We start from the raw sequence: 21,919 nt of genomic DNA, 5'->3' as shown, positions 1-21,919 counted from the left end.
TTAACTCACTCTAGTTTTCTTGTTTTTCTTTCTTACTTTTTGACCACCATTCAAGATAATCATCGTGCTTATCATCTCTAGTTCTCTCTTTTTGATTTAATTTGTATCGAATATCTGATACTTGTTCCCGTGTAGCATATAATCCGCATCTCTTACAAATGAAATGCTTTGTAGCAGCATCCATTTTCATAGGAATCTCAATTTCATCATAGAGCTTGAATAAATCATCTCTGCCCCTCTCTTCTTCTGGAGTATCTGCTTCATATTTTGCTTGAATCTTCTTTTTCTCTCTTGCTGTACATTCAGGACAATTAGGCACTGTTGATTTGGCTTAATTTTTTCCATAAAAGCGTTCCCACATTCTTAGCAGATCGATATTAATCTGACACGCGGATTTTTTCATCATCCCTTTCGGTCCGTTCGCCCATCGAAATCCCGCGTGCCAGATGAACAAAATTCAAAAAATAATCTATTATCTCTTTTCTTCTAAGGTTTGAGCAGCAATCTTTGCTGAATTTTCTGCTCCATTAGGAACAAAGTTTTTCGAAAATTCTACTAAATTCTCTTTAAAAATTTCATAATTTTCTTTAATATTGAAAATTGCCTCAGTTACTTGTTTTGTATTTGTAACTAAAACTCCAAGTTTCCTCTCATGAGCCCATTTGATGTTGTTAGTGTGCTCATCATATATTGGATATCCAATGATTGGTTTTGATTTTCCACCCATTATTTCTCCCATTACAGTATGGGAACCATTTACTACTGCATATTTGCACAAATTTAGAATAGAATCCTTTTCATGCTCTGAGAGAAAACCAACATCAATTTGTATCCAATCAATTTTTTTATCAATTGCATCAATAATTGAATATTTTTTACCATCTTTACCTAAAACAGAATCTATGCTAGAATCATTTCTTGCATGAGAAATTATTCTCTTTTCTTCTTTCATTTCTTCTTGATGAAACACTTGTTCATATCTCTGACCCGTTCCATCATTAGTTGATTTGTTTCCTGTTCTCATCCAATAACCAAAATCATTGTCTTCTACTAATTTTTCTAAACTAGATTTTTTTTCTCTTCTGGAGAGTTTATTTTTTGTAAAATGTCCAACATATGTTATTTTTTCTTTTACATCTTCAGTAAAATTGAGATTGTATTCACATAAAGTAAATGGTGGCGGTGAATCTGCTACAAGTATTTTTGATGCTTTAGCAATTTGTTTTGCAACAAAAATCAATGATGGATACAAATATGATCTTGAATTATACAATTTCGGTTTGAATTGATTGGTGATAAACAGACTTGGAATATTTCTATTTTTTGCAAGAATATTTGAACCCATATCTCCATCATTAATTACAAGATCAAATTTTTCTTTGTTGTATAGCTTTCTTTCTTCTTTCAAATAATTTATAATCTGTCTAATTAATGGTGGATTTTTTGCAATAGGTAAGAGCAAATTCATTAAAGACATTGTTACACTTGGACCAAACTTTCCATCAATTGGAGTAGGCATTAAGATCTCATGAATCTTTTCTCGTTGATCTGGAAATTTATCTAATAATTTTTCATAAACATGATCTTTACTTGAAAAATGAATTTCAAACTTTTCTTTAATATGATCTTCTAAAACCTCATTTAGTCTCATCATACGAGAATAATGACCACTTCCCCATGGATAGATGAATTCTCCTATTTTGAGCACAATATCAAACCAATTATGCCGTTTAAATTCTCAATGATTTGTATCTAGTGAATCTAAGATATCATGAACATTGTTTGGTCCAAGTAAAATGATTACAGTTCTCTTTGTTTTAAGTGCAAAATTAACTTCTTTTTTTGAAATGATGGGAATTTCATTTGATTTATTTGAAAACAATTTCTCTAGTTTTTTGATATTTCTCTCCAAACCAATCTCTTTTGCTTCTAAAAATAAATTGTAATCAACTCCAGCAAGTGGCAAAATTGGAATTTTATTTTTTGAAAATACTTTTCTTAATGAATTATCAATAAAATTAGAATTGAATGCTAGTGGTGATAATGCAAGAGATACTCTATCAATAGAGTAATGAAGCATTATCTCCAAAACTGAATTAACAAATAATAGATAATTTTTGGTTCCATTTGGTTTAATTTTAAGATTATAGAAATCTAATTGGATTTTATCATGAGCAAGCCTTGGAACAATTTGATTTATTATTTTTGCAAGATTTAGTAATTCTGATTCTTGGGAATAAACTACAATTATCTTAACTTGATTTCCTTGTTTTATTGTTTCAAAACATGATACTGCAGATATCTCATCATAGATTGCACAAATTGTTTTTTTATTTTTTGATTCGTATGGAATTCCACCATTTCCTTTATCTAAAAAAATACTAATGTATGCATAATTTTTTGTTAAAAAAGTATATAATAATTTATCATAATTCTCTTCTGTTCCTGGATGGGCACCAAGATTTGATTTTTTTTCAATAATATTTGATGTAGCTGCAATCTCTACATCTTTTGGAAGAAACCCTTTTGACATTCCTTCTACTTTAACTAAAAACTTTTCTCCTTTTAGTAGAAGATTTCCACCAACTTCTGTTATCTCACTTACAACATCTTGAAAATTATTTCTAACTTGTTTTGAAATTGTTATTTTATCAATGCCAAAAAGTAAATTTATTGCCGATGATGCAAAAACTGGATCATTTGCATCAACTAAAATAACATCTCCATCTCTCTTAACAGACTTGAATTGTTGATCTTTAATTTTTAGAATATTTTTGATATTGGATATAAGCTGAGAAATTTTATTTTTTGAAAATATTGTTGGAAAAACTACAACAAATGATTTTTCATCCATATTTTCTATTTTCAATTATACTTGTTTATAATTTAGGACAAAATTTGGGTAATCAATATAAAACAAATATTTCAAATGAATTTGTGGCAAGATTTACACAAGAACAAGTAGATGATCTTAATTCTAGGATTAAGACAACTGAGGATGCCTTACAGTGGGCATCTGATAACTTACATCCTAAAGTTGCCAAAGCATCAAGTTTTGGTGCTGAAGATGCAGTTATCATGGATATTATGTTAAAGATTAACCCAAAATTTAGATTCTTTACTTTAGATACTGGGAGATTACCACAGGAAACCTATGACATTATTGATGTTGTTAGAAAAAAATACAATATTTCAGTTGAAATATTATTTCCTGATGCAAATGAAGTCAAAGAAATGGTAAATCAAAAAGGGGTGAATCTATTTTATGACAGTGTAGAAAATAGAAAACTCTGTTGTGAAATTAGAAAAGTTCATCCAATGAATAAGATGCTTGCAACACTAGATGGCTGGATTACTGGCTTGAGACGCGATCAAACCAAAATTCGTCAAAATATTAGAATATTTCAACTAGATCAGGGCCACGGAGGTATTCTTAAAATTAATCCAATAATTGATTGGACATGGGAACAAATTCAAGAATATATTAAAAAAAATAATCTTCCATACAATAGTCTTTTAGACAAAGGATACACTAGCATTGGATGTGAGCCATGTACCAGACCAATAAAGCCTGGTGAAGATCTTAGAGCAGGTAGATGGTGGTGGGAACAAGGAGAACACAAAGAATGTGGCCTTCATATAGACCCTTAGTTGAGGATCTTACATGTCAGATGATATGATCAAACCGCACGGTGGAATACTAGTTAATAGAATTACTAAAGTTGATCCAACAGGATTATTCTCAATTACAATTTCAGAAGACTTGGCAAATGATGTTGAAAACATTGCTGATGGAATTTTTAGCCCTCTTGAAGGATTCTTGGGGCAAAAAGACTTTGAGAGTGTAATAACTAAAGGAAGACTAGCAAATAATTTAGCTTGGACCATTCCAATCATACTTGATGTAGATGAGCAAACAGCAACCAAAATGAAAGAAGCTGGTGATGTGTTATTAAAAAACCCAGAGGGAACTGGTGTTGCAGTATTGCATGTAGACGAAATTTACTCCTTTGATAAAGAAAAGACTTCACAAGGAGTCTATGGAACTACTGATCCATCTCATCCCGGCGTTGCAAAGACAATGTCTATGAAAGAATACTTGGTAGGCGGAAAGATTGACTATATTCAAAGACCAAATGAGAATGAAATTAGAAAATACCGATTAACTCCAACACAAACTAGAGAAGCATTCTCAAAAGCAGGATGGAAGACAATCTGTGCATTTCAAACCAGAAATCCTCCTCACGTAGCACACGAGATGCTTCAAAAGACATCAATTACTACGCGTGATGGCGTATTTGTAAATCCAATTATTGGAAAGAAAAAATCCGGTGACTTTGTTGATGAAGTAATTGTAAAATGTTATGAAACCATGATAAAATTGTACTATAAAGAAAATAGATGTTTACTTGGGACACTACACACAGAAATGAAGTATGCTGGACCAAAAGAGGCAATACACCACGCAATAATGAGACAAAATTATGGTTGTACTCACATAATTATTGGTCGTGATCATGCAGGTGTTGGAAAGTTCTATGATCCATTTGCAGCTCAGAAGATTTTTGATGAATATCCTGAACTAGATATTACACCAGTATTTTTTCCAGCATTTTTCTATTGTAGGAAGTGTCTGACATATACTACTCCAAAAGTTTGCCCACATGATGATGATGCAAAAGAACAGATTAGTGGAACAAAACTACGAGAGATGATTCAAAATGGTGAAGCACCTTCTGAATTTATTCTAAGACCTGAAGTAGCAAAAGTTATCTTGGATCATCCAAAGCCTTTTGTTGATTAGATATTTATTCAATCAAAATTACTCTAGCTTATGATGTATCTAATAGCATTAATTTTATTTGCAGGATTTTTAATTATACCAGCATTTGCTCAAGAAGAATTGAAAAATCCTTCACTAATTATTGATACATTAGAGATTCCTGCTAAAGACTTTAACGTAGTTTTACGAGATGCTCCGATAATTCCTCTAAATGATGTTCATTCAGTTAGCTGGCAAGTAACTATTGATAATAATCTTCTATATTCTCATCCAGATGGAAATGCGGTTCTTAGATTCTATGATCAAGAGTCAGATGATGAATTCATTGAAGTTGGAATGGGTTCGCAACCTGATCTCAAATTTTGGGTTGCAGTTCAGACTCCAAAAGAAGGATACATTGTAGTTCATCGAGATTTGGATAGAGGTTGGTATCCTCAAGCGAAATCTATTGTATCTTATACGGATAGAGCAGGCCTAACTGTGAATAATGGGGCAAGAATTGTAGTAACTAATTTGGATATTGGAACCTTTGCAATTGATTCGTATTCAGTTTATGGACTGGAAGGATCTACTGATATGCCATCAGTTAATTCTGGAACAATGATTGTGGAATTTTTATCCGGTGATCCTTCAAAGAACGTCTTTGCATTGTTTCCATTTTACATTGCAGCAGGCATTGGAGTAATAGTTGGCGTTTTGTTTATCACCAAAAAAAGATCATAACAAAAATTTTAGGCACAAATTAACTGTCATAATTAATAATGACAAAATTTGTCAAATTCCACGCTTGGGAAGTTCACCTTCGATATTAATATCAATTGTTCTTTATAATAATTAATGAAATTTCAGAGGATAGGAATATCTCTAATGGTAATATTATTTGCCATTGTAGTTGTTATCCCGTCATCTCAATTTGCTTTTGCAGTTCCAAATCCGTTATCTGAAACTTATCATGTAACATCTGATGAAAGTATCACTAATCTTACAATTGAAAGTGGAGGCGAATTGATCATTGATAGTGGAGCTACACTATCTATTACTGGTATACTTACAATTCAAAATGGTGGAAAATTAATTGTTGAAAATAATGGAACAATAATTTTTAATGGTACCACTATTAATAATGGTATAATAAATTATGGAGTGATAGAACAATATGGATTAATTGATTACGTTAATCATTTAGCTGCATTAAAAGTTAATCAGGGAAGCTGGATAATATTTTGTGGAACAATTGGTAATGGCCCACCTCCACAAGGAAACCCAATTTCCTTTCAATGTAATGATGTGATAATTTTACCAGTTACTGAAATCACTGGAGTATATGATATTAAAAAAGAATTAGGAGATCCAAATGGAAAAACTATTGTAATTGAGAAAAATCTTTTGATATCTGGAACTTTGATTAATCCTTATTTTATTCAAAACTTTGCTCAAATTACTCTCAAGAATGGTGGCTCAATTAATCTTCCAAGTGGAATATTGGAAACTATATGTGAAAACTCTCCAATAAGAGGAATTTCTGGTGTTGGCAATATTATTCCAAGTAAAAATTATAAAAAAATCCAATGTGATCCACCTAAAGCAAACCCTGATTCTGTAATGACACTTGAAGACACTTCTGTTGTTGTAAATGTACTAGTAAATGACATGCCAGGAAACAACCCTAGTATTCCTCGTAATGATCCAACATTATCTGTAAAATCGTTTCAGGCACCAAAAAATGGAACTCTAATCAAAAACATTGATAATACTTTTAGTTATTCCCCAAAACTAAACTATTTTGGAATTGATTCTTTCAAATATACTATTTCAGACGGTAATGGTGTTACTAGTACTGCAACTGTAACCATCACCATCACTCCAGTCAGTGATGATCCACCTGTAGCAAAAAATGATTCTGTAACAACACCTGAAGACAATTCTGTTACTATAGATGTACTAGCAAATGATAATGATCCTGATGGTGACCCTATAACCATTATATCTACTACTAATGGCATTCATGGAGTAACTTCAACTAATGGTCTTACTGTAACCTATTCCCCAAACCCAAACTATTTTGGAACTGATTCATTTACCTATACTATTTCAGATAATAAGAGTGGAACTAGTACTGCAACTGTAACCATCACCATCACTCCAGTCAATGATGCACCTGTAGCAAAAAATGACTCTGATACCGTATCTGAAGGTGGTTCCACTGTTACTGATTTAGCCAATAATGACTCTGATGTTGATGATGAATTAGATCTTACATCCATTAACATCATTACTCAACCAGCAAATGGAATTCTTACTGTAAATAATGACGGAACCGTAGGCTATGCTCATGATGGCTCAGAGACTGTAACTGACTCATACACCTACACAATTAATGATCTTGCTGGTGCAACAAGTAACACTGCAACTGTAACCATCACCATCACTCCAGTCAATGATGCACCTGTAGCAAAAAATGACTCTGATACCGTATCTGAAGATTCTATTGATAATGCAATTGATGTACTAGCAAATGATGTTGATCCTGATGGAGATATTCTTTCAATTGTTTCTGTTCAATCTTTTGATAATGGAGGCTTAGGAATAATTAATGATAATGGAACTCCAACTATCACAGATGATGACTTTGTTTCTTATACTCCAAATGTAGGATTTTCTGGAACTGAGACATTTACTTATACCATATCTGATGGAATCTTATCTGATACTGCAACTGTAGCTATAACTATAGTACCTGCTAATAGTCCACCTATCGCAGTAGATGACTCTGTCACTACACCTGAAGACACTTCTGTTACTATAGATGTACTAGCAAATGATATTGATCCTGATGGTGATCCTCTAAGCATAACAGATGTAACTGATGGTGATCATGGAACTACTACTGATGGTAGCACTGTAACTTATTCACCAAATCTCAATTACAATGGACCTGACTTTTTTACTTATACCATATCTGATGGAATTTTCTCAGACACTGCAACTGTAACCATCACCATCACTCCAGTCAATGATGCACCTGTAGCAAAAAATGACTCTGATACCGTATCTGAAGGTGGTTCCACTGTTACTGATTTAGCCAATAATGACTCTGATGTTGATGATGAATTAGATCTTACATCCATTAACATCATTACTCAACCAGCAAATGGAATTCTTACTGTAAATAATGACGGAACCGTAGGCTATGCTCATGATGGCTCAGAGACTGTAACTGACTCATACACCTACACAATTAATGATCTTGCTGGTGCAACAAGTAACACTGCAACTGTAACCATCACCATCACTCCAGTCAATGATGCACCTGTAGCAAAAAATGACTCTGATACCGTATCTGAAGGTGGTTCCACTGTTACTGATTTAGCCAATAATGACTCTGATGTTGATGATGAATTAGATCTTACATCCATTAACATCATTACTCAACCAGCAAATGGAATTCTTACTGTAAATAATGACGGAACCGTAGGCTATGCTCATGATGGCTCAGAGACTGTAACTGACTCATACACCTACACAATTAATGATCTTGCTGGTGCAACAAGTAACACTGCAACTGTAACCATCACCATCACTCCAGTCAATGATGCACCTGTATGTACAAATGCCTCTTCTTCAATCTCTACAATTTGGCCACCAAATCACAAGATGGTAACATTTGATTATTCAATGGATACTACAGATGCTGAAAATGATACAATTACTTTATCCATATTTAGTATATTCCAAGATGAACCAACAAATGGTATAAGTAATGATGACAAATCTCCAGATGCTGATCTGCAAAATAATAAGATAAGGGCTGAAAGTTCTGGTAATGGTGATGGCAGAGTTTATGTTATAACCATATTAGCATCAGATGGTCATGGTGGTTCTTGTACTGGTTCATTTACTATAGATGTTCCACATAATATCAAAAGTGCATCTGTAAATAGTGGAGCCATCTACGATTCTACAAAATAATAGTTTTCTTTATTTTTTTATTTCAAAAGTAATTGGTGAATCTGCTTTAGTGTTGATAACTACACTCATACCTGTTTTAAGGGAATTAAATTCATCATCTGAGACAATTAAAAGAGGAATATCAGCTAATGCACATCCTGTTGCAACAGTAAGGTCTGCCTTGAGACAAATCATTGCAAGCGGTGCAGAATTATTTGATTTTATTGAATAGATTGTATATGCTCCAACACTACTTCCAACACCACTAGAAAATACTAGAATAGAGTCTTTAATTGATTTATTGTATAAATCATGATTTTGATCAGTAATTACTCCAGATTTTTTTTCTACAGTACCCAAGAAATTAATTGAATTCTCTGATTTTAATACGGTTCCCTGTACATTTCCATGGACTAGAATTTTCATCGTGTTTCGTCTTCAACTATCTCAGACAATGATTTTAGATTAACATCAACGCCATTAGAGTTTTTTAAATAAAATGCCCCCTTGATGCTATTGGTAGTTACCGCATCAACATCTTCATTGCTAATCAGCGGAGTTAAACATGTACAACAATCAGATAGAATCTCACATCCAGCACGTTCTAAATCATTAGTATACCCAATTTTTTTTGCTTGCTCTTTTACAGTTCTAGGCGTAAAGACTAGGCATCTTTTTTTAAACGATCTGCCTTTGAGTTTTCCTACTAAATCTGAAATCTCTTCTAATCCTAACTGCGGACTGCCAAGTGTGATGACATCTCCTTTTTCTGCAGTATTTAGTTCATCATGAACATTCTGCATCTCTTTTTTATCAAAATCTACTTTTTCACAATCTGAATCACCTTCTCCAAACAAGAATTTTGCACAAGTACCTGAAGTACCCATTCCTCCACACATGGCTTTACACTGACGTCTATCCATCTGACCAAGACCTGAAATGTTCACAGAAGAGTCCCCAACTTTTCCTGCAAAAAATCCTAGCATTCCATATGTAAGCTCATTTGGATTTTTTACTTTCATTCTAATTGTTATGTTTGGGGAATCTTCTTTTCTCAATGATGAGTATGGGCTCTTTCCTGTAAGCGCACTTGCTAATGCACTAAAAGCACTTTCCTTGTTTGTTTTTAGATTATCATATGAATTTGCATGAATTGCTGCATTGCTTTCTGCAAATGCTACCTGTGTGTCTTTTTTTGGAATATCAAAGATTTCATATGGTATACAAGAAAATGAAGGAGTAACACCCATCATCTGATAAGACTTTTTAATTGATAGCTGTTTTGAAATAAAATTTTGATCTAAATTGTAATCTGAAACATTATCAATATCAAATCCCATAGGGTTTAGAGTAGTCTTTACTTTAACTCTAGCATCTTTGCTAATACTTGAGAGAAATTCTTCTCCAGCATCGCCTATTGTATTATAATTGACACCAGACAAGTGGGCCCATTCTATTGGAATTAAACGCTCAGCATCAGTTGCCTCTCCTGTGGCTACTAAAATTCTGTATGCCATCTGCATTATCTCTCCTTGTTCGCCTTTTAGAGCAGATTCTTCTTCTTTAGTTAATTCCAATGTTACATAATGAATATTACAGATATAATACTTGTACGTAAAAATATCATGAATATGGAAAAAATTCTTAGTGGTATGATGAAGACTATGATGTCAGTAAAGCCACCAAGAATGACTGCACTACGAGAACTTCATGAGGCAGAAACAGGCGGTCCATTTAGTATTCTCATTGGAACTATTTTATCAGCTAGAACTAAAGATGAAAGTACAACTAAGGTTGTCAAAGCATTATTCTCAAAATACAAGAATGCAAAGGAATTATCAAAAGCTAAACTAAAAGATATAGAGAAAATCATAAAACCAATTGGGTTTTATCATGTAAAATCCAAGAGAATAATCCAAGTGGCACAAATTATTGACTCACAATACAAGGGAATAGTGCCTGATGATCTAGATGCCTTGGTAAAATTGCCTGGTGTTGGACGAAAAACAGCAAACTGTGTACTTGTTTATGCTTATGAAAAGCCAGCCATTCCAGTTGATATCCATGTTCATAGAATTTCAAATCGATTGGGATTGGTAGAAACTAAAACACCAGAAGATACAGAACAAGCGCTAATGAAAAAAATTCCAAAAAAATTTTGGATTGATATTAATGATACTTTTGTAATGTATGGACAAAATATCTGCAAACCAATAAATCCTATGTGTGATGTTTGTAAAATTAAGAGAAATTGTAAGTTTTACAAGTCTAAATAATTTAGATTTTAAAATAATAAAATAAAATAAATTGATCTTTAAAAAAATTCAATCAATTTATTGTAATGGTCCATTGGACTGCAAGAGTATCGCCAGCAGATGTTACAACTGATGGTGACAGATCTTTGATTGCAAACATTTCCCAATCAGTACCAGATGCCCCTAATGTACCACATGAGCCGTTAGCAGCTACTGTACCTACTTGATCGTTGAAGACACCTGACTGTGTAACTGTAGTTGCATTGGTGGAATCAAACTTGAAAGTGTCTGTTAGTGTATCAAGTACTACCTCAGTACCAGAACCACTATTGTCAGTTTGTGATACATCTACTAGTTTTCTAGCTTGTTCGCCATCAACTGTACTTGAAGCGCATCCAGAACCACCATCAGTATCTAATTCACTGTCAGTTGTTGCAGCATCTGGGGTTGTTGCATTTCCTATAGCAACGTATTGAAATGCTGTACCAGTACTTGTACAAGTTGCACTGTCAGTTGTTCCGAAGACATATTCTCCAACACAATCTGTACCGGTTTCAACTACAAAATTGTCACCTTGAACATATTGCTTTACTCTCTGATCGGCATCATACAAAGTATATTCTACATGTCCCATGGTTGTCATTCCCTCTGATGCTTGTGGAATTGAAGCTAATACCAATGGAGATGCAGAAACACCCGATAGACCGTATGTTGTCATAGCAATTGCAAAAATACCTGCAAATACTGCTATGGTCTTTGTTCTATTCATTGTAGTGTTTTAGAATTACTAGATTATAGGTAATGTGGCAAAATATGACTAACAAATGGATCCATTTTGGTACTTTTATGGAGTTGAAAGTCCAATATTTTCCTCAAATTTAACTGATAATTCTCTTCCTGATGTTCCAGATTCTTCTTGAATATCTTTCCCAGTTGGTTTTGGCTCACTTGAATTAAGTTCATCAGATAAAGATTCATTCTGCACACTATCTTGTGATAATGAATATGATACAACAACTAACAGAACTATAACAAAACCAATTACAATTCCTAAAATTTTATTCATATTGATAATTCTCATTTTATATCTATAAACTTTCTAAATTAAGAATGATTTTTAATACTTGATTAACTTTATTTCATAAATGTATAGAATTACAATATTTTTCATATTGTTATTTTTAACTATGTCAATAGAAAATTCTTTTGCTGAATCCAACCAACCAATTTTAATCACCCAATCTATTGATATGGATAGAATAATCTTTGATGGAAAATGGACATTTATTACAGAATGGAAACCTACTAGTTTAACAAAAATATCTCTAGATCATAAACAAATAATTCTAAGAACTGCTCATTTTGAAAATTTTATCTATGTATTAGTTGATTCTATTGATGATTATACACTAGATAAGGGAATTGATAAAGCAACAATATGCTTTGATGGAAATAACGAGAAAAATAATATTGCAGATAATAATGATTTTTGTTTTTCATCAACACTTGGAAACAGTAATGGAATATCTTTTCAAGGTGGCTCTGTTAATGCATTAACAGGGCACTTTCAAAAAATTTCAAATCCTGATGGGTTTATTGCAATCAGTGATGTATCAGATGAGAATGATCGTTATACAAAAATACCACATCCCAGCTATGAATTTAAAATTCCTTTAGATCTATTAGGCCGTTCTGACAATTATGGGTTTTATTTGTCAGTTTATGATGGAAGTTCAAATACTTTCTATTCTTTTCCTGAAGAGATAACACGTGAAAATTTATTTAAAATTCCTCCTCCCTCTCAATGGGGAGATATTTTATCTCCTGACAAGTCTCTTCCAGAATTATCTTTACCTATACTGATTTTTACAGTGATGTTCATTTCAGTTATTATAATTCAAATTAAGATACCACTATTCAATTTTAGGTAAAAAATTCCAATTTTTCCTCTATTCAGTAAATTATTGATTTTTAGAATTATTCTTGTTAAAAAAAATAGTCAGGCATGAATTTTATTATAAATTAATATTCATTTGTTTTAGGAAACACATCAAGATAGATATGACTCAAAATAATCCACAGGTATCAATCATACTTCCTACATATAACGAATCTCAAAATATTGTAAATATCCTTAAACTAATTCGGGAAAACATTCCAAAAGGAATATACGCTCAAACTATTGTTGTTGATGATAATTCTCCAGACGGAACTGGTAAAATTGTTGAAGATTATGTATCTAGTATTAAAAAAATTGCAGAAAATACAATTGATATAATTCATAGGAAGACAAAAAATGGTCTCTCCTCAGCTATACTAAATGGAATCCAAAACGCAAAAGGTGAAACCATTGTTGTGATGGACTCTGATTTTTCTCATCCTCCACAAATTATCCCAAAAATGATTGAAGCTTTTAAAAAATATCAGTGTGATCTTGTTGTTGCATCACGATACATTACTGGTGGAAATATTCAAGGTTGGACGATAAAAAGAAAATTAATGAGTAAAATTGCAACTACTATTGCAAAAAAGGGATTAGGAGTCAAAACTAACGATCCGATGTCGGGATTCTTTGCATTTAAAAAAAATATCATTAAGGAATTGAATTTTGATGCACTTGGTTACAAATTTCTTTTAGAAGTCCTAGTAAAAACAAAAGGTGTTAACGTAAAAGAGATTCCATATACTTTTGAGAATAGAAAATTTGGATCAAGCAAATTAGATACTAACATAATTATTGATTATTTTAAATCTGTATTCAAGCTTTACAAATATGGGAAAATTAGTGAAAAACAAGAAGGAAGAACGTCCATAAGATTTCTATCAAAAGCAGGAAGATTTTTCACAGTTGGAGCGTCTGGACTTGTGATAAATTATCTGGTATCATTACTGTTTGCAGATGGAATTTCTAATTTATGGTATATTCATGCTACAATTATTGGAATTATTGCATCTATGACTACTAATTTTATTTTAAATAAAGTTTGGACATTTAGTGATTTAAATTTTACAATTACACATACTATCAAACAATATGGAAAATTTGTAAGTTTTAGTTCAATTGGCGGGCTGTTACAAATTGGAATGGTATTCTACTTGGTTGACATACAGACATTAACATATCCTATATCTCTCATTGTGGCAGTAGGATTAGCAGCATTTGGAAACTTTATTCTAAATAAGAAACTAACGTTCAAAGAAAAACTTTGGAATTAATTCTTAAAAATTAAAACAAAAAGAATGAACTGTTCGTCTTAATCTATCTACTCAAAGGAGGAAGTAGAGGATTGTGACGAAAGTCCAGTTGAAGATGGTACAGATGGGAATTTGTCTCCTATCTGTTGCTCAGCTACCGCAGATGCTTCCTGTAGAATCTTTTCTGTTTCTTCACTTGATGTTGCAGATTCCATACTAAATGAATCTCCAGCAAGTGAATCCATCATGAGTCCATTAAGAGTCTGGGTCATACTATTCAATTCTGAATCAGCTTCTGGCATGAATCTTCCTAGCGATGACTTCAATCCCTTCATTGTAGACATTGCTGGTCCAATTGCTACCATAGCATCACCAAGATCATGAATCGTAGTCAGTCTTAGTTGGACTTGTTCTAATGACATTCTTGCATTGCCGAGCATCTTTGTAACTTTACGAATTTCAGCTAATTCGTTAGACAAAACTCTACTTGTGCTAGTATCATGTTGCTGCATTGCAGTCACGACTCTCTGAAAGAGTTGCGCATCTCTTTCGTGCAGCTTACCTAACATAGAGTCCATTTTGGATATTTGGACTTGTAGTTTGTTTACTGCAGTTTGAATTCGTGGTTTCAACGCACCTTGAGGCTTTACTGCTTCACGGAGTTTGCCAGTTACGCTTTGGGTCTCTTGATGAGCCCAAGTCTTATCGAAGTTTGGCATGGCTGATAATTTAGAAATTTGGTCTTAATGACCGGTGTATATTTAGATCAACTTTAGACTAAATTTAGCTAACTAACTATATGTCCCCTTTGTGCCTATAATTTGTGGCTAAGATTGCAGTCTTTGATTCAGGATTAGGCTCATTATCGATAATTAAAGAAATTCAAAGTGTATGTAAATCTGAAATAATTTATTTTGCTGACAATCAAAACTATCCTTATGGAAAAAAATCAAAGTCTCAACTAAATGCTATTATTAATAGATCAATTAAATTACTGGAAAAAAAATTTTCACCGGATTTTATAGTTGTAGCATCTAATACTCCAAGCCTAATCCTTAACTTTACAAATAAAAAACTAATTGATGTAAAACCTCCTTTAAAATTAGCTGTAAAATTTTCAAAAACAAAACAAATTGGAATTTTAGCTACTCAATCAGCGATAAAAAGCAAAGAATTATCTTATTACATTAAACAACAAAAATTTTCAAAATCTACTAAAATCATCAAGATAAATGCATCTGAACTAGTTGATCTGGTAGAATCTGGAAAATTTGTAACTAATAAGAAATTGTGCATCAAACTAATTAAAAAAATACTTGATGAAAAGATAATCAAAAACTCTATTGATGTGATTACCCTATCTAGTACTCATTTACCCTTTATTCAACATTTCTTAGAAAAAAAATATCCTTCAATACAATTCTTAGATCCAGGTAGAATCATTGCAAATAATATTTATTCAAAAATTAAAAATCAACAAAATAAAAAAAATACACTAAAAATATTTACTTCAGGTAACACTAACGAATTCCAAACTAAATTAAAAAACATTGGAATAAAAAATAAAGTAAATTTTCTATCTATTTGACTTTGGCTTTTCTATATCCATGACTAAATTTCTTATCATATAGTTTTGAATATTCATAAGTCTTGGGATCTATTACATCACTAATAATTACAATTGCAGTTCTTGTGATCTTTTCATCTTTTACTTTTTTTACAATATCTTCTAAAGTTCCCTTGATGATTTTTTGATCATTCCAACTTGCTCTAAATACTATTGCTACAGGTGTAGATTTTTTGTATCCACCAGCAATTGCATCTTTTACTAAATTAGATATTAGATGGATACTAAGATAGAAGATTAATGTTGCTTTGTGTTTTGCAAGTTCTGAAATCTTTTCACGTTTTGGAACTTTAGTTCTAGATTCTGCGCGAGTAATAATTATGGTCTGGGTTACTCCAGGTAATGTCAGTTGAGTTCCTAAAGCTGCAGCTGAAGCTAAAAATGCGGTTACGCCTGGAACAACAATTGATTTTACCCCCTTCTCTTCAAGATTATCAATCTGTTCTTTAATCGCACCGTAAATTGATGGATCACCATCATGCAATCTAACCACTAATTTATCTTTGATTGCATTTTTGTATAGTAACTCAAAAATTTCTTCTCGTATTAATTTTGCAGCATCAAAGAGTTTCCCTTTTTTACAAAGGTCCAAGATTGGTTTTGGAATTAATGAACCAGAATAAACTATTACATCTGCTTTTTGAATTAATTTCTTTGCTTTAATTGTAATTAATTCCGGATCCCCAGGTCCACAGCCAACAAAATAAACGTTAGACACGTTTTACCACCAGTATTGAAAAATATTTTGTAGTTAAAGTATCATCATTAACTTCACCTAATGTTAATTTTCTTACAATCTCATTTTCTGTTCCCAGATCTTGCCCTATTGCAAAAATTGAATTATCTGGGAATCCTGATTCCTTTAGAACATTAATTACTTGATCAAAATATCTCCCATCTTTAAGAAAAACCATTGTTTCAGAATGTTTTGCAATCTCTTTTACACTGGATAAATCATAACATGATGGAATGATTGCAACTTTTTCAGCTCCCTCTGCAATACTAACTCCAACTTTTGATGCAAATGTAAACATAGAAACTATGCCTGGTATTACACTAATGTTCATCTCTGGATAATTTTCTTTTAGATCTTTATGCATATAGATCCAAGTACTGTAAAGATAGGGATCTCCTACTGTAAGATACACTACATTTTTGCCTGACAAAACTTTTTCTGCCATAATCTTAGCATTTTTTTTCCATGTTTGTTCTAGAACATCCTTATCTTTTGTCATTGGAAAAATTAGTTTTACAATATCTTGATTTTTTGATTTATCAATTAATGAGGATACAACTGATAATGCAATACTAGGACGGTCTTCGTTTGAAGCAGGACACATAATGATATCTGCTTTTTGTATTGCTTTTACTGCCTTGACTGTAAGAAGATCAGGATCACCTGGGCCAACACCAATTCCAATTAAACCTGACATACAATGTATGGAATAGATCCCAATTAAAAATCTAGACTAGACTCTAGATGCAGAAATAATTGTTACAGGATTTCTTGCAAGCATCATTGTTCCAGTGGTTGTTTTCCTACTCTTTGATATTGTTACTTGAGTAATATCAATTGACTCAAATTCTAATTTTTCAAGAATTTGTAATACTGAATAGAGAGTTTCAATTAATATGATCCCTATAACTATTCTACCTCCTACTTTCAATTTATTTTTAGATATCTCTACTATTTCTTTAGTATCACCGCCAGTTCCTCCAATAAATATGACATCAGCATCTTCCAATTCTGATATTTTTTCTTTAGCATTTCCATGAATCAATGTAATATTTGAAATTCCAAACTTTTTCATATTTTTTTTACTTAACTCTATTGCGTTTTCATCATAATCTATAGCTATTACATTTCCAGTTGAACCAATTTGTAGTGCTGCTTCGATGGATATAGATCCACTGCCACACCCAATATCAAACACAGTCTGACCTAGTTTTAATCTAGCTTTACTAATCTGGATTGTTCTTACTTCTTCTTTTGTTATAGGAACTTTCTCTGTTCTATCAAAATATTCATCAGGAATCCCTGGAGTTTTATAATCCCACATTAAATCTCATTTGTTAATTTCATGTTAGAGATTAACTCCAGTTGTAACACTTCCTGAATGAACTATGGTATAAGTCACAATCCATGTAAACAAATACAAAAATACGTAGCTGCCAATACCTTGTGTAACAATTTTCTTTCTATCTGAAGCAGGTAATTGCATTTTCATTCCTTTTGCAACAATTATTGTTCCAAAAAATAGAATAATCATAAATGCTATTGAAGCCCATCTTCTTTCTTCTCCTTCTATTTCTTCAAATATGAAAGTTGCAGCAGTACCTGCAATTATGGCAAGAGCTACTCGCATCCAAAATAATTTATTTAATTTTCTATCTTTCTCACTTTTTTCGGCAATACTTACTGGTGGATCAGTTGCTGGATTTTCTGGAACTGGTTCAGAATTTTCTATTTGAGGAACATCACCTGTATCTTCATTGACTGTCTCCTTTTTGGAATCATCAGGTGATTTCGTTGGTTCAGATTTTTTCTTTTTGAATTTTGCCAAATGATTTTCTAGCGTGTCTCAAGCAAACCATGTTTAATATCTTTGGTCAGAAATCAAGCATATCATAGCAAGGATATAATTTTAGATACAAATTATGTTTCTTATGACATTAGCAGGAATAGAATTAAGATATTTAGTTGATCAAATTTCTACCAAGGTCCAAGACTATTATGTAAGTAATATCTATGGAATTACCAAAGATAGTATTCTATTCAAGCTGCACCATACAGAAAAAAATGACCTCTTCATGATGATTTCGACTTCTGGAGTTTGGTTAACAAACGTGAAAATAGACCAGATAGAACCAAATAGACTTCTAAAAAGACTTCGAAATGATCTTCTTAGATTAAAATTAAAAAAAATTGAACAGATTGGTTCAGAAAGAATTGCATATTTTACATTTGAAGGATTTGGAAAAGAGTTTGTTTTAGTAGGGGAATTCTTTGGTGATGGAAATATTTTACTTTGTAACAGCGACATGAAAATTCTTGCACTACAACATTCTATAGATGTTAGACATAGAAAACTAAGTGTTGGATTAGATTACATTCAACCACCAGTAAATGGATTAGATATTTTTAATATTGATAAATCAGATTTAATTGATCTACAAAAATCCGTTTTACCCTCTGCAAAATGGATAGGAAGAACATTAGGATTGCCAAAAAAATATGTTGAGGCTATCTTTAACATTGCAAAAATTGATTCAAAAAAATTAGGTAATCTATTAACAACTGAAGAAATCAATAAGATATTTGAAACCACAACAAAAATTGTATCCGATGTAATTAATGGTAAACATGAACCTGTAATTATTAGAAATGAATCAACAGAAGTTCTTCCCTTAAAATTTGAAAAACTAGAAGGTGAAATTACTACTGTAAATAGCTTCATTGAGGGATTAGATATTGTTTTTTCAGAAAACATTGTAAATGTAGGAAAATCTATTCAATCATCTGGTTCGGATAAAAAAATCCATGAATTAGAAACTCAAATTTCAGAACAAGAAAAAGCTATTGAAGTTGTAAAAGAACGTTCAAAAAATATTACAGCTGTAGCAAATTCTCTTTTTGAAATGATATCGCAAGGAATTATGTCTATAGAAGATGTTGCTGCAAAAAACATTTTAGCAAATAACAATGCTAAATTGGTTAATGAAAAAGGAAATTCTTTAATTATTATTCAAGATGAAAAAATTTTAATTAATCCAAAATCCCCTTTACAGTCTATTGCATCTGTTTTATTTAATGAAGCAAAAAAACAGTCTGCAGCTATACATTCAATTCGACAAATTAAAGAAAAAACGATAGCAAAGCTAGAAAAATTTCAAAGTAAAACTGAATCAGAAAAGGATTTATTTTTAGTTTCAGAAATCAGAAAGAAAAATTGGTATGAACGATATAGATGGTTCTTTACCAGTGATGGATTTTTAGCAATTGGTGGAAGAGATGCTGCATCAAACTCTGCTGTTGTAAGAAAACATTTAGTAAAAAATGATAAAATATTTCATGCAGATATCTTTGGTTCACCATTTTTTATTTTAAAAGATGCACTAAATGTATCTGATCGAAGTATGAATGAAGTTGCTGATGCAACAGTTTGTTTTAGTAGAGCATGGAAAGAAGGAATGTATGGAGTAAGTGCTTACTGGGTTAATCCAGAACAAGTAAAAAAATCTGCACCAAGTGGAGAGTTCTTGCCAAAAGGATCCTTTACTATTGATGGGCAAAGAAATTTTATAAAATCAGAAACACTTCGACTAGCTGTTGGAATTATTCCACAAGATGACGGTTATGCATTAACATGCGGTCCATCAATTCCAATAATTAAAAATTCTATTTGTTATGCAATTATTGAACCACATGGTTTAGAAATGGTTGACGTAGCTAAAAAAATTCGTATTGAATTTTTAAAATTAGAAGAAGACATTACAAAAAAAATTAGTCTTGATGATTTTGTCCGTGTACTTCCATCTGGCAAAAGTCAAATTAAAGAAATTAATTTTGGTGAAGCCACTACAAAATTTTCATAGATAAAAAACAATTCTTATTTAAAATAAATTATTAATCTATTTAGAAAATACATTTATGATTTTTTCTAGAAAATCTTTGATTGTTATTTTGTAACTATTTTTTTAGTAAAAATCAATGAAAAATTACAGATCCAAAACGGATCAATGATTTAGGGTATATTCCATCATGGCATTATTTTTAATGAAACATTTCCAGCCTCCTTATTGTTTTTTCTACACCCACTTTCATTGGTGTAGAAGAAGATGAGGTGGGTACCTTAGACTATCCTTTGGATAGCATTAATTGGTTTTTCAATCCCCTAGACAAAAGTCTACACCAAATTCTTGCAAATCAATTTCTACACCAAGATATTTTTGCAACATTTTGTGTTGGGGGAGTTTTTAATTGAGAAATATTTTATCCATTTTCATTATCTTATTTTTAATCACATCTATTATTCCATTTAGCTTTGCTGATGTTCAAACTGATGCTTTAACACAATCCGAATTAATTCCAATTTCTTCTCTTCCACCAAAAGAAACAAAAAATGTTTCTATTTCTTTACATGAGTCAATTGAAATTAAAACAAATCAACCAATGAAAAAAGATTCTATGCATTCTAATTTAGTAAATACATCCACATCTGATTCTTTTGAAAAGAAGATTTATCTTTCAGAAAAATTAAAGATAGATACAGGATTATTTGAGAGTACTATATTTTTTAATTCAATTAATCCACAACCACAAACAATATTAGATAGATTTTTCACAAATGATAAAACTAAAGAAAGAAAAAAAGATTCTAAGTCAAACATTCTATCTGCTGATAAACTTATTAATAATTTTGGAAATGATGTTTCTGAATTTCTTGTAACTAATTCCTTTATTCAGATTAATCCATTTTTAATCTTGGATAATATCTATAAACCAAATATTGATACTGACTTTTCATTATTACCAGAAAATTTAATTGATTTTACATCAAATCTTTTTACTTCACATTATGATTTACCAAATCTATCTATTCCAGAAACAAATCAGCAATACTTCTTAATAATTTTCGTACCATTAATTTTATTTTTGTTTCTTCATTCTGAAGGTTTTGAATTTAATATATCAAAACTTCACCAACCATTATCTTTTGTTTTAATTCTTATTATTTTATCAACAGTTGTAATTACTCCTTATTCTATCTCATCATCCTATTGGCCAATGGCTTATGCTGAACAATCAGTATTTGATTATAACACATCTACTCCAGTAGATTCAACCTCATCTTCTTCTACACCAGCTGAAGATACAGAATCTACTGGAGTTTCCCCTTCCACTAACCCATCCTCCTCAGAAAACACCTCATCTTCTTCTACACCAGCTGAAGATACAGAAAATTCTGAGGCTACAACTTCTGATAACACATCTACTCCAGTAGATTCAACCTCATCTTCTTCTACACCAGCTGAAGATACAGAATCTACTGGAGTTTCCCCTTCCACTAACCCATCCTCCTCAGAAAACACCTCATCTTCTTCTACACC

General features: G+C 31.8%; 21 protein-coding genes and 1 pseudogene. 10 read left to right on the top strand and 12 right to left on the bottom strand.

Translation table 11 applies throughout. The features are described from left to right. Nucleotides 1–10 precede the first annotated feature (10 nt). The 3 genes from K5790_RS08325 to K5790_RS08315 all read right to left on the bottom strand — a co-directional run bounded on the left by K5790_RS08325 (nucleotide 11) and on the right by K5790_RS08315 (nucleotide 2,854). A complete protein-coding gene (locus tag K5790_RS08325) occupies nucleotides 11–319 on the bottom strand; it encodes a hypothetical protein (protein ID WP_297594109.1) in 309 nt (102 codons plus the stop codon). A 153-nt stretch (nucleotides 320–472) separates the two neighbouring features. Next, nucleotides 473–1,708 (bottom strand): glycosyltransferase, encoded by a 1,236-nt coding sequence (locus K5790_RS08320; RefSeq protein ID WP_297594108.1) that lies wholly within the window; start codon nucleotides 1,706–1,708, stop codon nucleotides 473–475. A gap of 30 nt (nucleotides 1,709–1,738) precedes the next feature. After that, a complete protein-coding gene (locus tag K5790_RS08315; protein ID WP_297594107.1) occupies nucleotides 1,739–2,854 on the bottom strand; it encodes a thiamine biosynthesis protein in 1,116 nt (371 codons plus the stop codon). Between the two features lie 83 nt (nucleotides 2,855–2,937). Here K5790_RS08315 and K5790_RS08310 point away from each other — a divergent pair, with 83 nt between their 5' ends. From K5790_RS08310 to K5790_RS08295, 4 genes are all read left to right on the top strand, one after another. Continuing rightward, nucleotides 2,938–3,651, top strand: a complete 714-nt coding sequence (locus K5790_RS08310; RefSeq protein WP_297594535.1) for a phosphoadenylyl-sulfate reductase — start codon at nucleotides 2,938–2,940, stop codon at nucleotides 3,649–3,651. A gap of 13 nt (nucleotides 3,652–3,664) precedes the next feature. Next, nucleotides 3,665–4,804, top strand: coding sequence for a sulfate adenylyltransferase (gene sat / locus K5790_RS08305; RefSeq protein ID WP_297594105.1), 1,140 nt, complete (start codon nucleotides 3,665–3,667; stop codon nucleotides 4,802–4,804). Between the two features lie 30 nt (nucleotides 4,805–4,834). Continuing rightward, nucleotides 4,835–5,506: a hypothetical protein gene (locus tag K5790_RS08300; RefSeq protein WP_297594104.1), complete on the top strand. Its 672-nt coding sequence runs from the start codon at nucleotides 4,835–4,837 to the stop codon at nucleotides 5,504–5,506. 144 nt (nucleotides 5,507–5,650) lie between these two features. Continuing rightward, entirely contained in the window at nucleotides 5,651–8,752 is a 3,102-nt protein-coding gene (locus K5790_RS08295) for an Ig-like domain-containing protein (RefSeq protein WP_297594102.1), read from the top strand. 9 nt (nucleotides 8,753–8,761) lie between these two features. Here the strand turns inward: K5790_RS08295 and K5790_RS08290 are convergent, their stop codons facing one another. Continuing rightward, on the bottom strand, nucleotides 8,762–9,157 hold the full coding sequence (locus K5790_RS08290; RefSeq protein WP_297594101.1) for a DUF126 domain-containing protein: 396 nt from the start codon (nucleotides 9,155–9,157) through the stop codon (nucleotides 8,762–8,764). Continuing rightward, nucleotides 9,154–10,308, bottom strand: a complete 1,155-nt coding sequence (locus K5790_RS08285) for an aconitase X catalytic domain-containing protein (RefSeq protein ID WP_297594099.1) — start codon at nucleotides 10,306–10,308, stop codon at nucleotides 9,154–9,156. The genes K5790_RS08290 and K5790_RS08285 overlap by 4 nt, the downstream gene beginning before the upstream one ends. A gap of 48 nt (nucleotides 10,309–10,356) precedes the next feature. On the opposite strand from K5790_RS08285, the gene nth reads away from it, so the two are divergent. Beyond that, the gene (gene nth / locus K5790_RS08280; RefSeq protein ID WP_297594533.1) at nucleotides 10,357–11,007 is read left to right on the top strand and encodes an endonuclease III; all 651 of its coding nucleotides are present in this window, start codon (nucleotides 10,357–10,359) and stop codon (nucleotides 11,005–11,007) included. A gap of 52 nt (nucleotides 11,008–11,059) precedes the next feature. Here nth and K5790_RS08275 read toward each other — a convergent pair whose 3' ends face one another. After that, nucleotides 11,060–11,755: a hypothetical protein gene (locus K5790_RS08275; RefSeq protein WP_297594097.1), complete on the bottom strand. Its 696-nt coding sequence runs from the start codon at nucleotides 11,753–11,755 to the stop codon at nucleotides 11,060–11,062. A gap of 75 nt (nucleotides 11,756–11,830) precedes the next feature. Beyond that, nucleotides 11,831–12,052: a hypothetical protein gene (locus K5790_RS08270; RefSeq protein ID WP_297594096.1), complete on the bottom strand. Its 222-nt coding sequence runs from the start codon at nucleotides 12,050–12,052 to the stop codon at nucleotides 11,831–11,833. A 121-nt stretch (nucleotides 12,053–12,173) separates the two neighbouring features. Here K5790_RS08270 and K5790_RS08265 point away from each other — a divergent pair, with 121 nt between their 5' ends. Both K5790_RS08265 and K5790_RS08260 read left to right on the top strand, forming a co-directional pair. Beyond that, nucleotides 12,174–12,917: a hypothetical protein gene (locus tag K5790_RS08265; protein ID WP_297594095.1), complete on the top strand. Its 744-nt coding sequence runs from the start codon at nucleotides 12,174–12,176 to the stop codon at nucleotides 12,915–12,917. Between the two features lie 130 nt (nucleotides 12,918–13,047). Beyond that, the gene (locus K5790_RS08260) at nucleotides 13,048–14,202 is read left to right on the top strand and encodes a glycosyltransferase family 2 protein (protein WP_297594094.1); all 1,155 of its coding nucleotides are present in this window, start codon (nucleotides 13,048–13,050) and stop codon (nucleotides 14,200–14,202) included. Between the two features lie 47 nt (nucleotides 14,203–14,249). Here K5790_RS08260 and K5790_RS08255 read toward each other — a convergent pair whose 3' ends face one another. After that, the gene (locus tag K5790_RS08255) at nucleotides 14,250–14,900 is read right to left on the bottom strand and encodes a Snf7 family protein (RefSeq protein WP_297594093.1); all 651 of its coding nucleotides are present in this window, start codon (nucleotides 14,898–14,900) and stop codon (nucleotides 14,250–14,252) included. 104 nt (nucleotides 14,901–15,004) lie between these two features. Between K5790_RS08255 and K5790_RS08250 the strand changes: the two genes are divergently transcribed. Beyond that, the gene (locus tag K5790_RS08250) at nucleotides 15,005–15,769 is read left to right on the top strand and encodes a glutamate racemase (protein WP_297594091.1); all 765 of its coding nucleotides are present in this window, start codon (nucleotides 15,005–15,007) and stop codon (nucleotides 15,767–15,769) included. On the opposite strand, the gene cobM is transcribed toward K5790_RS08250, so the two are convergent. The 4 genes from cobM to K5790_RS08230 are packed head-to-tail and all read right to left on the bottom strand — an operon-like array spanning nucleotide 15,762 to nucleotide 18,372. Continuing rightward, entirely contained in the window at nucleotides 15,762–16,526 is a 765-nt protein-coding gene (gene cobM, locus K5790_RS08245; RefSeq protein ID WP_297594090.1) for a precorrin-4 C(11)-methyltransferase, read from the bottom strand. The two genes, K5790_RS08250 and cobM, sit on opposite strands and share 8 nt — an antisense overlap. Next, nucleotides 16,519–17,241: a precorrin-2 C(20)-methyltransferase gene (gene cobI / locus K5790_RS08240; RefSeq protein WP_297594088.1), complete on the bottom strand. Its 723-nt coding sequence runs from the start codon at nucleotides 17,239–17,241 to the stop codon at nucleotides 16,519–16,521. The genes cobM and cobI overlap by 8 nt, the downstream gene beginning before the upstream one ends. 36 nt (nucleotides 17,242–17,277) lie before the next feature. Continuing rightward, the gene (cbiT, locus tag K5790_RS08235) at nucleotides 17,278–17,868 is read right to left on the bottom strand and encodes a precorrin-6Y C5,15-methyltransferase (decarboxylating) subunit CbiT (protein WP_297594086.1); all 591 of its coding nucleotides are present in this window, start codon (nucleotides 17,866–17,868) and stop codon (nucleotides 17,278–17,280) included. A gap of 24 nt (nucleotides 17,869–17,892) precedes the next feature. Further along, nucleotides 17,893–18,372, bottom strand: a complete 480-nt coding sequence (locus tag K5790_RS08230) for a hypothetical protein (protein ID WP_297594084.1) — start codon at nucleotides 18,370–18,372, stop codon at nucleotides 17,893–17,895. Nucleotides 18,373–18,475: 103 nt separating this feature from the next. Between K5790_RS08230 and rqcH the strand changes: the two genes are divergently transcribed. Continuing rightward, nucleotides 18,476–20,404, top strand: a complete 1,929-nt coding sequence (gene rqcH / locus K5790_RS08225) for a ribosome rescue protein RqcH (RefSeq protein WP_297594083.1) — start codon at nucleotides 18,476–18,478, stop codon at nucleotides 20,402–20,404. A 385-nt stretch (nucleotides 20,405–20,789) separates the two neighbouring features. After that, nucleotides 20,790–21,919 (top strand): annotated as a pseudogene (locus K5790_RS08220) (hypothetical protein); the annotation flags it as partial.

The sequence above is a fragment of the Nitrosopumilus sp. genome (assembly GCF_025698945.1).
Taxonomy (GTDB): Archaea; Thermoproteota; Nitrososphaeria; order Nitrososphaerales; family Nitrosopumilaceae; genus Nitrosopumilus.
Note: the sequence above shows the minus strand (reverse complement) of the source record. Positions and strands in the feature narration are given on the sequence as shown.

Excerpts from the sequence above, each read along its gene's own strand:
- K5790_RS08315 (WP_297594107.1), bottom strand. The coding sequence starts at position 2,854 with ATGGATGAAAAATCATTTGTTGTAGTTTTTCCAACAATATTTTCAAAA.
- sat (WP_297594105.1), top strand. The coding sequence starts at position 3,665 with ATGTCAGATGATATGATCAAACCGCACGGTGGAATACTAGTTAATAGA.
- K5790_RS08300 (WP_297594104.1), top strand. The coding sequence starts at position 4,835 with ATGATGTATCTAATAGCATTAATTTTATTTGCAGGATTTTTAATTATA.
- K5790_RS08295 (WP_297594102.1), top strand. The coding sequence starts at position 5,651 with ATGGTAATATTATTTGCCATTGTAGTTGTTATCCCGTCATCTCAATTT.
- K5790_RS08290 (WP_297594101.1), bottom strand. The coding sequence starts at position 9,157 with ATGAAAATTCTAGTCCATGGAAATGTACAGGGAACCGTATTAAAATCA.
- nth (WP_297594533.1), top strand. The coding sequence starts at position 10,357 with ATGAATATGGAAAAAATTCTTAGTGGTATGATGAAGACTATGATGTCA.
- K5790_RS08275 (WP_297594097.1), bottom strand. The coding sequence starts at position 11,755 with ATGAATAGAACAAAGACCATAGCAGTATTTGCAGGTATTTTTGCAATT.
- K5790_RS08270 (WP_297594096.1), bottom strand. The coding sequence starts at position 12,052 with ATGAATAAAATTTTAGGAATTGTAATTGGTTTTGTTATAGTTCTGTTA.
- K5790_RS08265 (WP_297594095.1), top strand. The coding sequence starts at position 12,174 with ATGTCAATAGAAAATTCTTTTGCTGAATCCAACCAACCAATTTTAATC.
- K5790_RS08260 (WP_297594094.1), top strand. The coding sequence starts at position 13,048 with ATGACTCAAAATAATCCACAGGTATCAATCATACTTCCTACATATAAC.
- K5790_RS08255 (WP_297594093.1), bottom strand. The coding sequence starts at position 14,900 with ATGCCAAACTTCGATAAGACTTGGGCTCATCAAGAGACCCAAAGCGTA.
- cobI (WP_297594088.1), bottom strand. The coding sequence starts at position 17,241 with ATGTCAGGTTTAATTGGAATTGGTGTTGGCCCAGGTGATCCTGATCTT.
- cbiT (WP_297594086.1), bottom strand. The coding sequence starts at position 17,868 with ATGTGGGATTATAAAACTCCAGGGATTCCTGATGAATATTTTGATAGA.
- rqcH (WP_297594083.1), top strand. The coding sequence starts at position 18,476 with ATGACATTAGCAGGAATAGAATTAAGATATTTAGTTGATCAAATTTCT.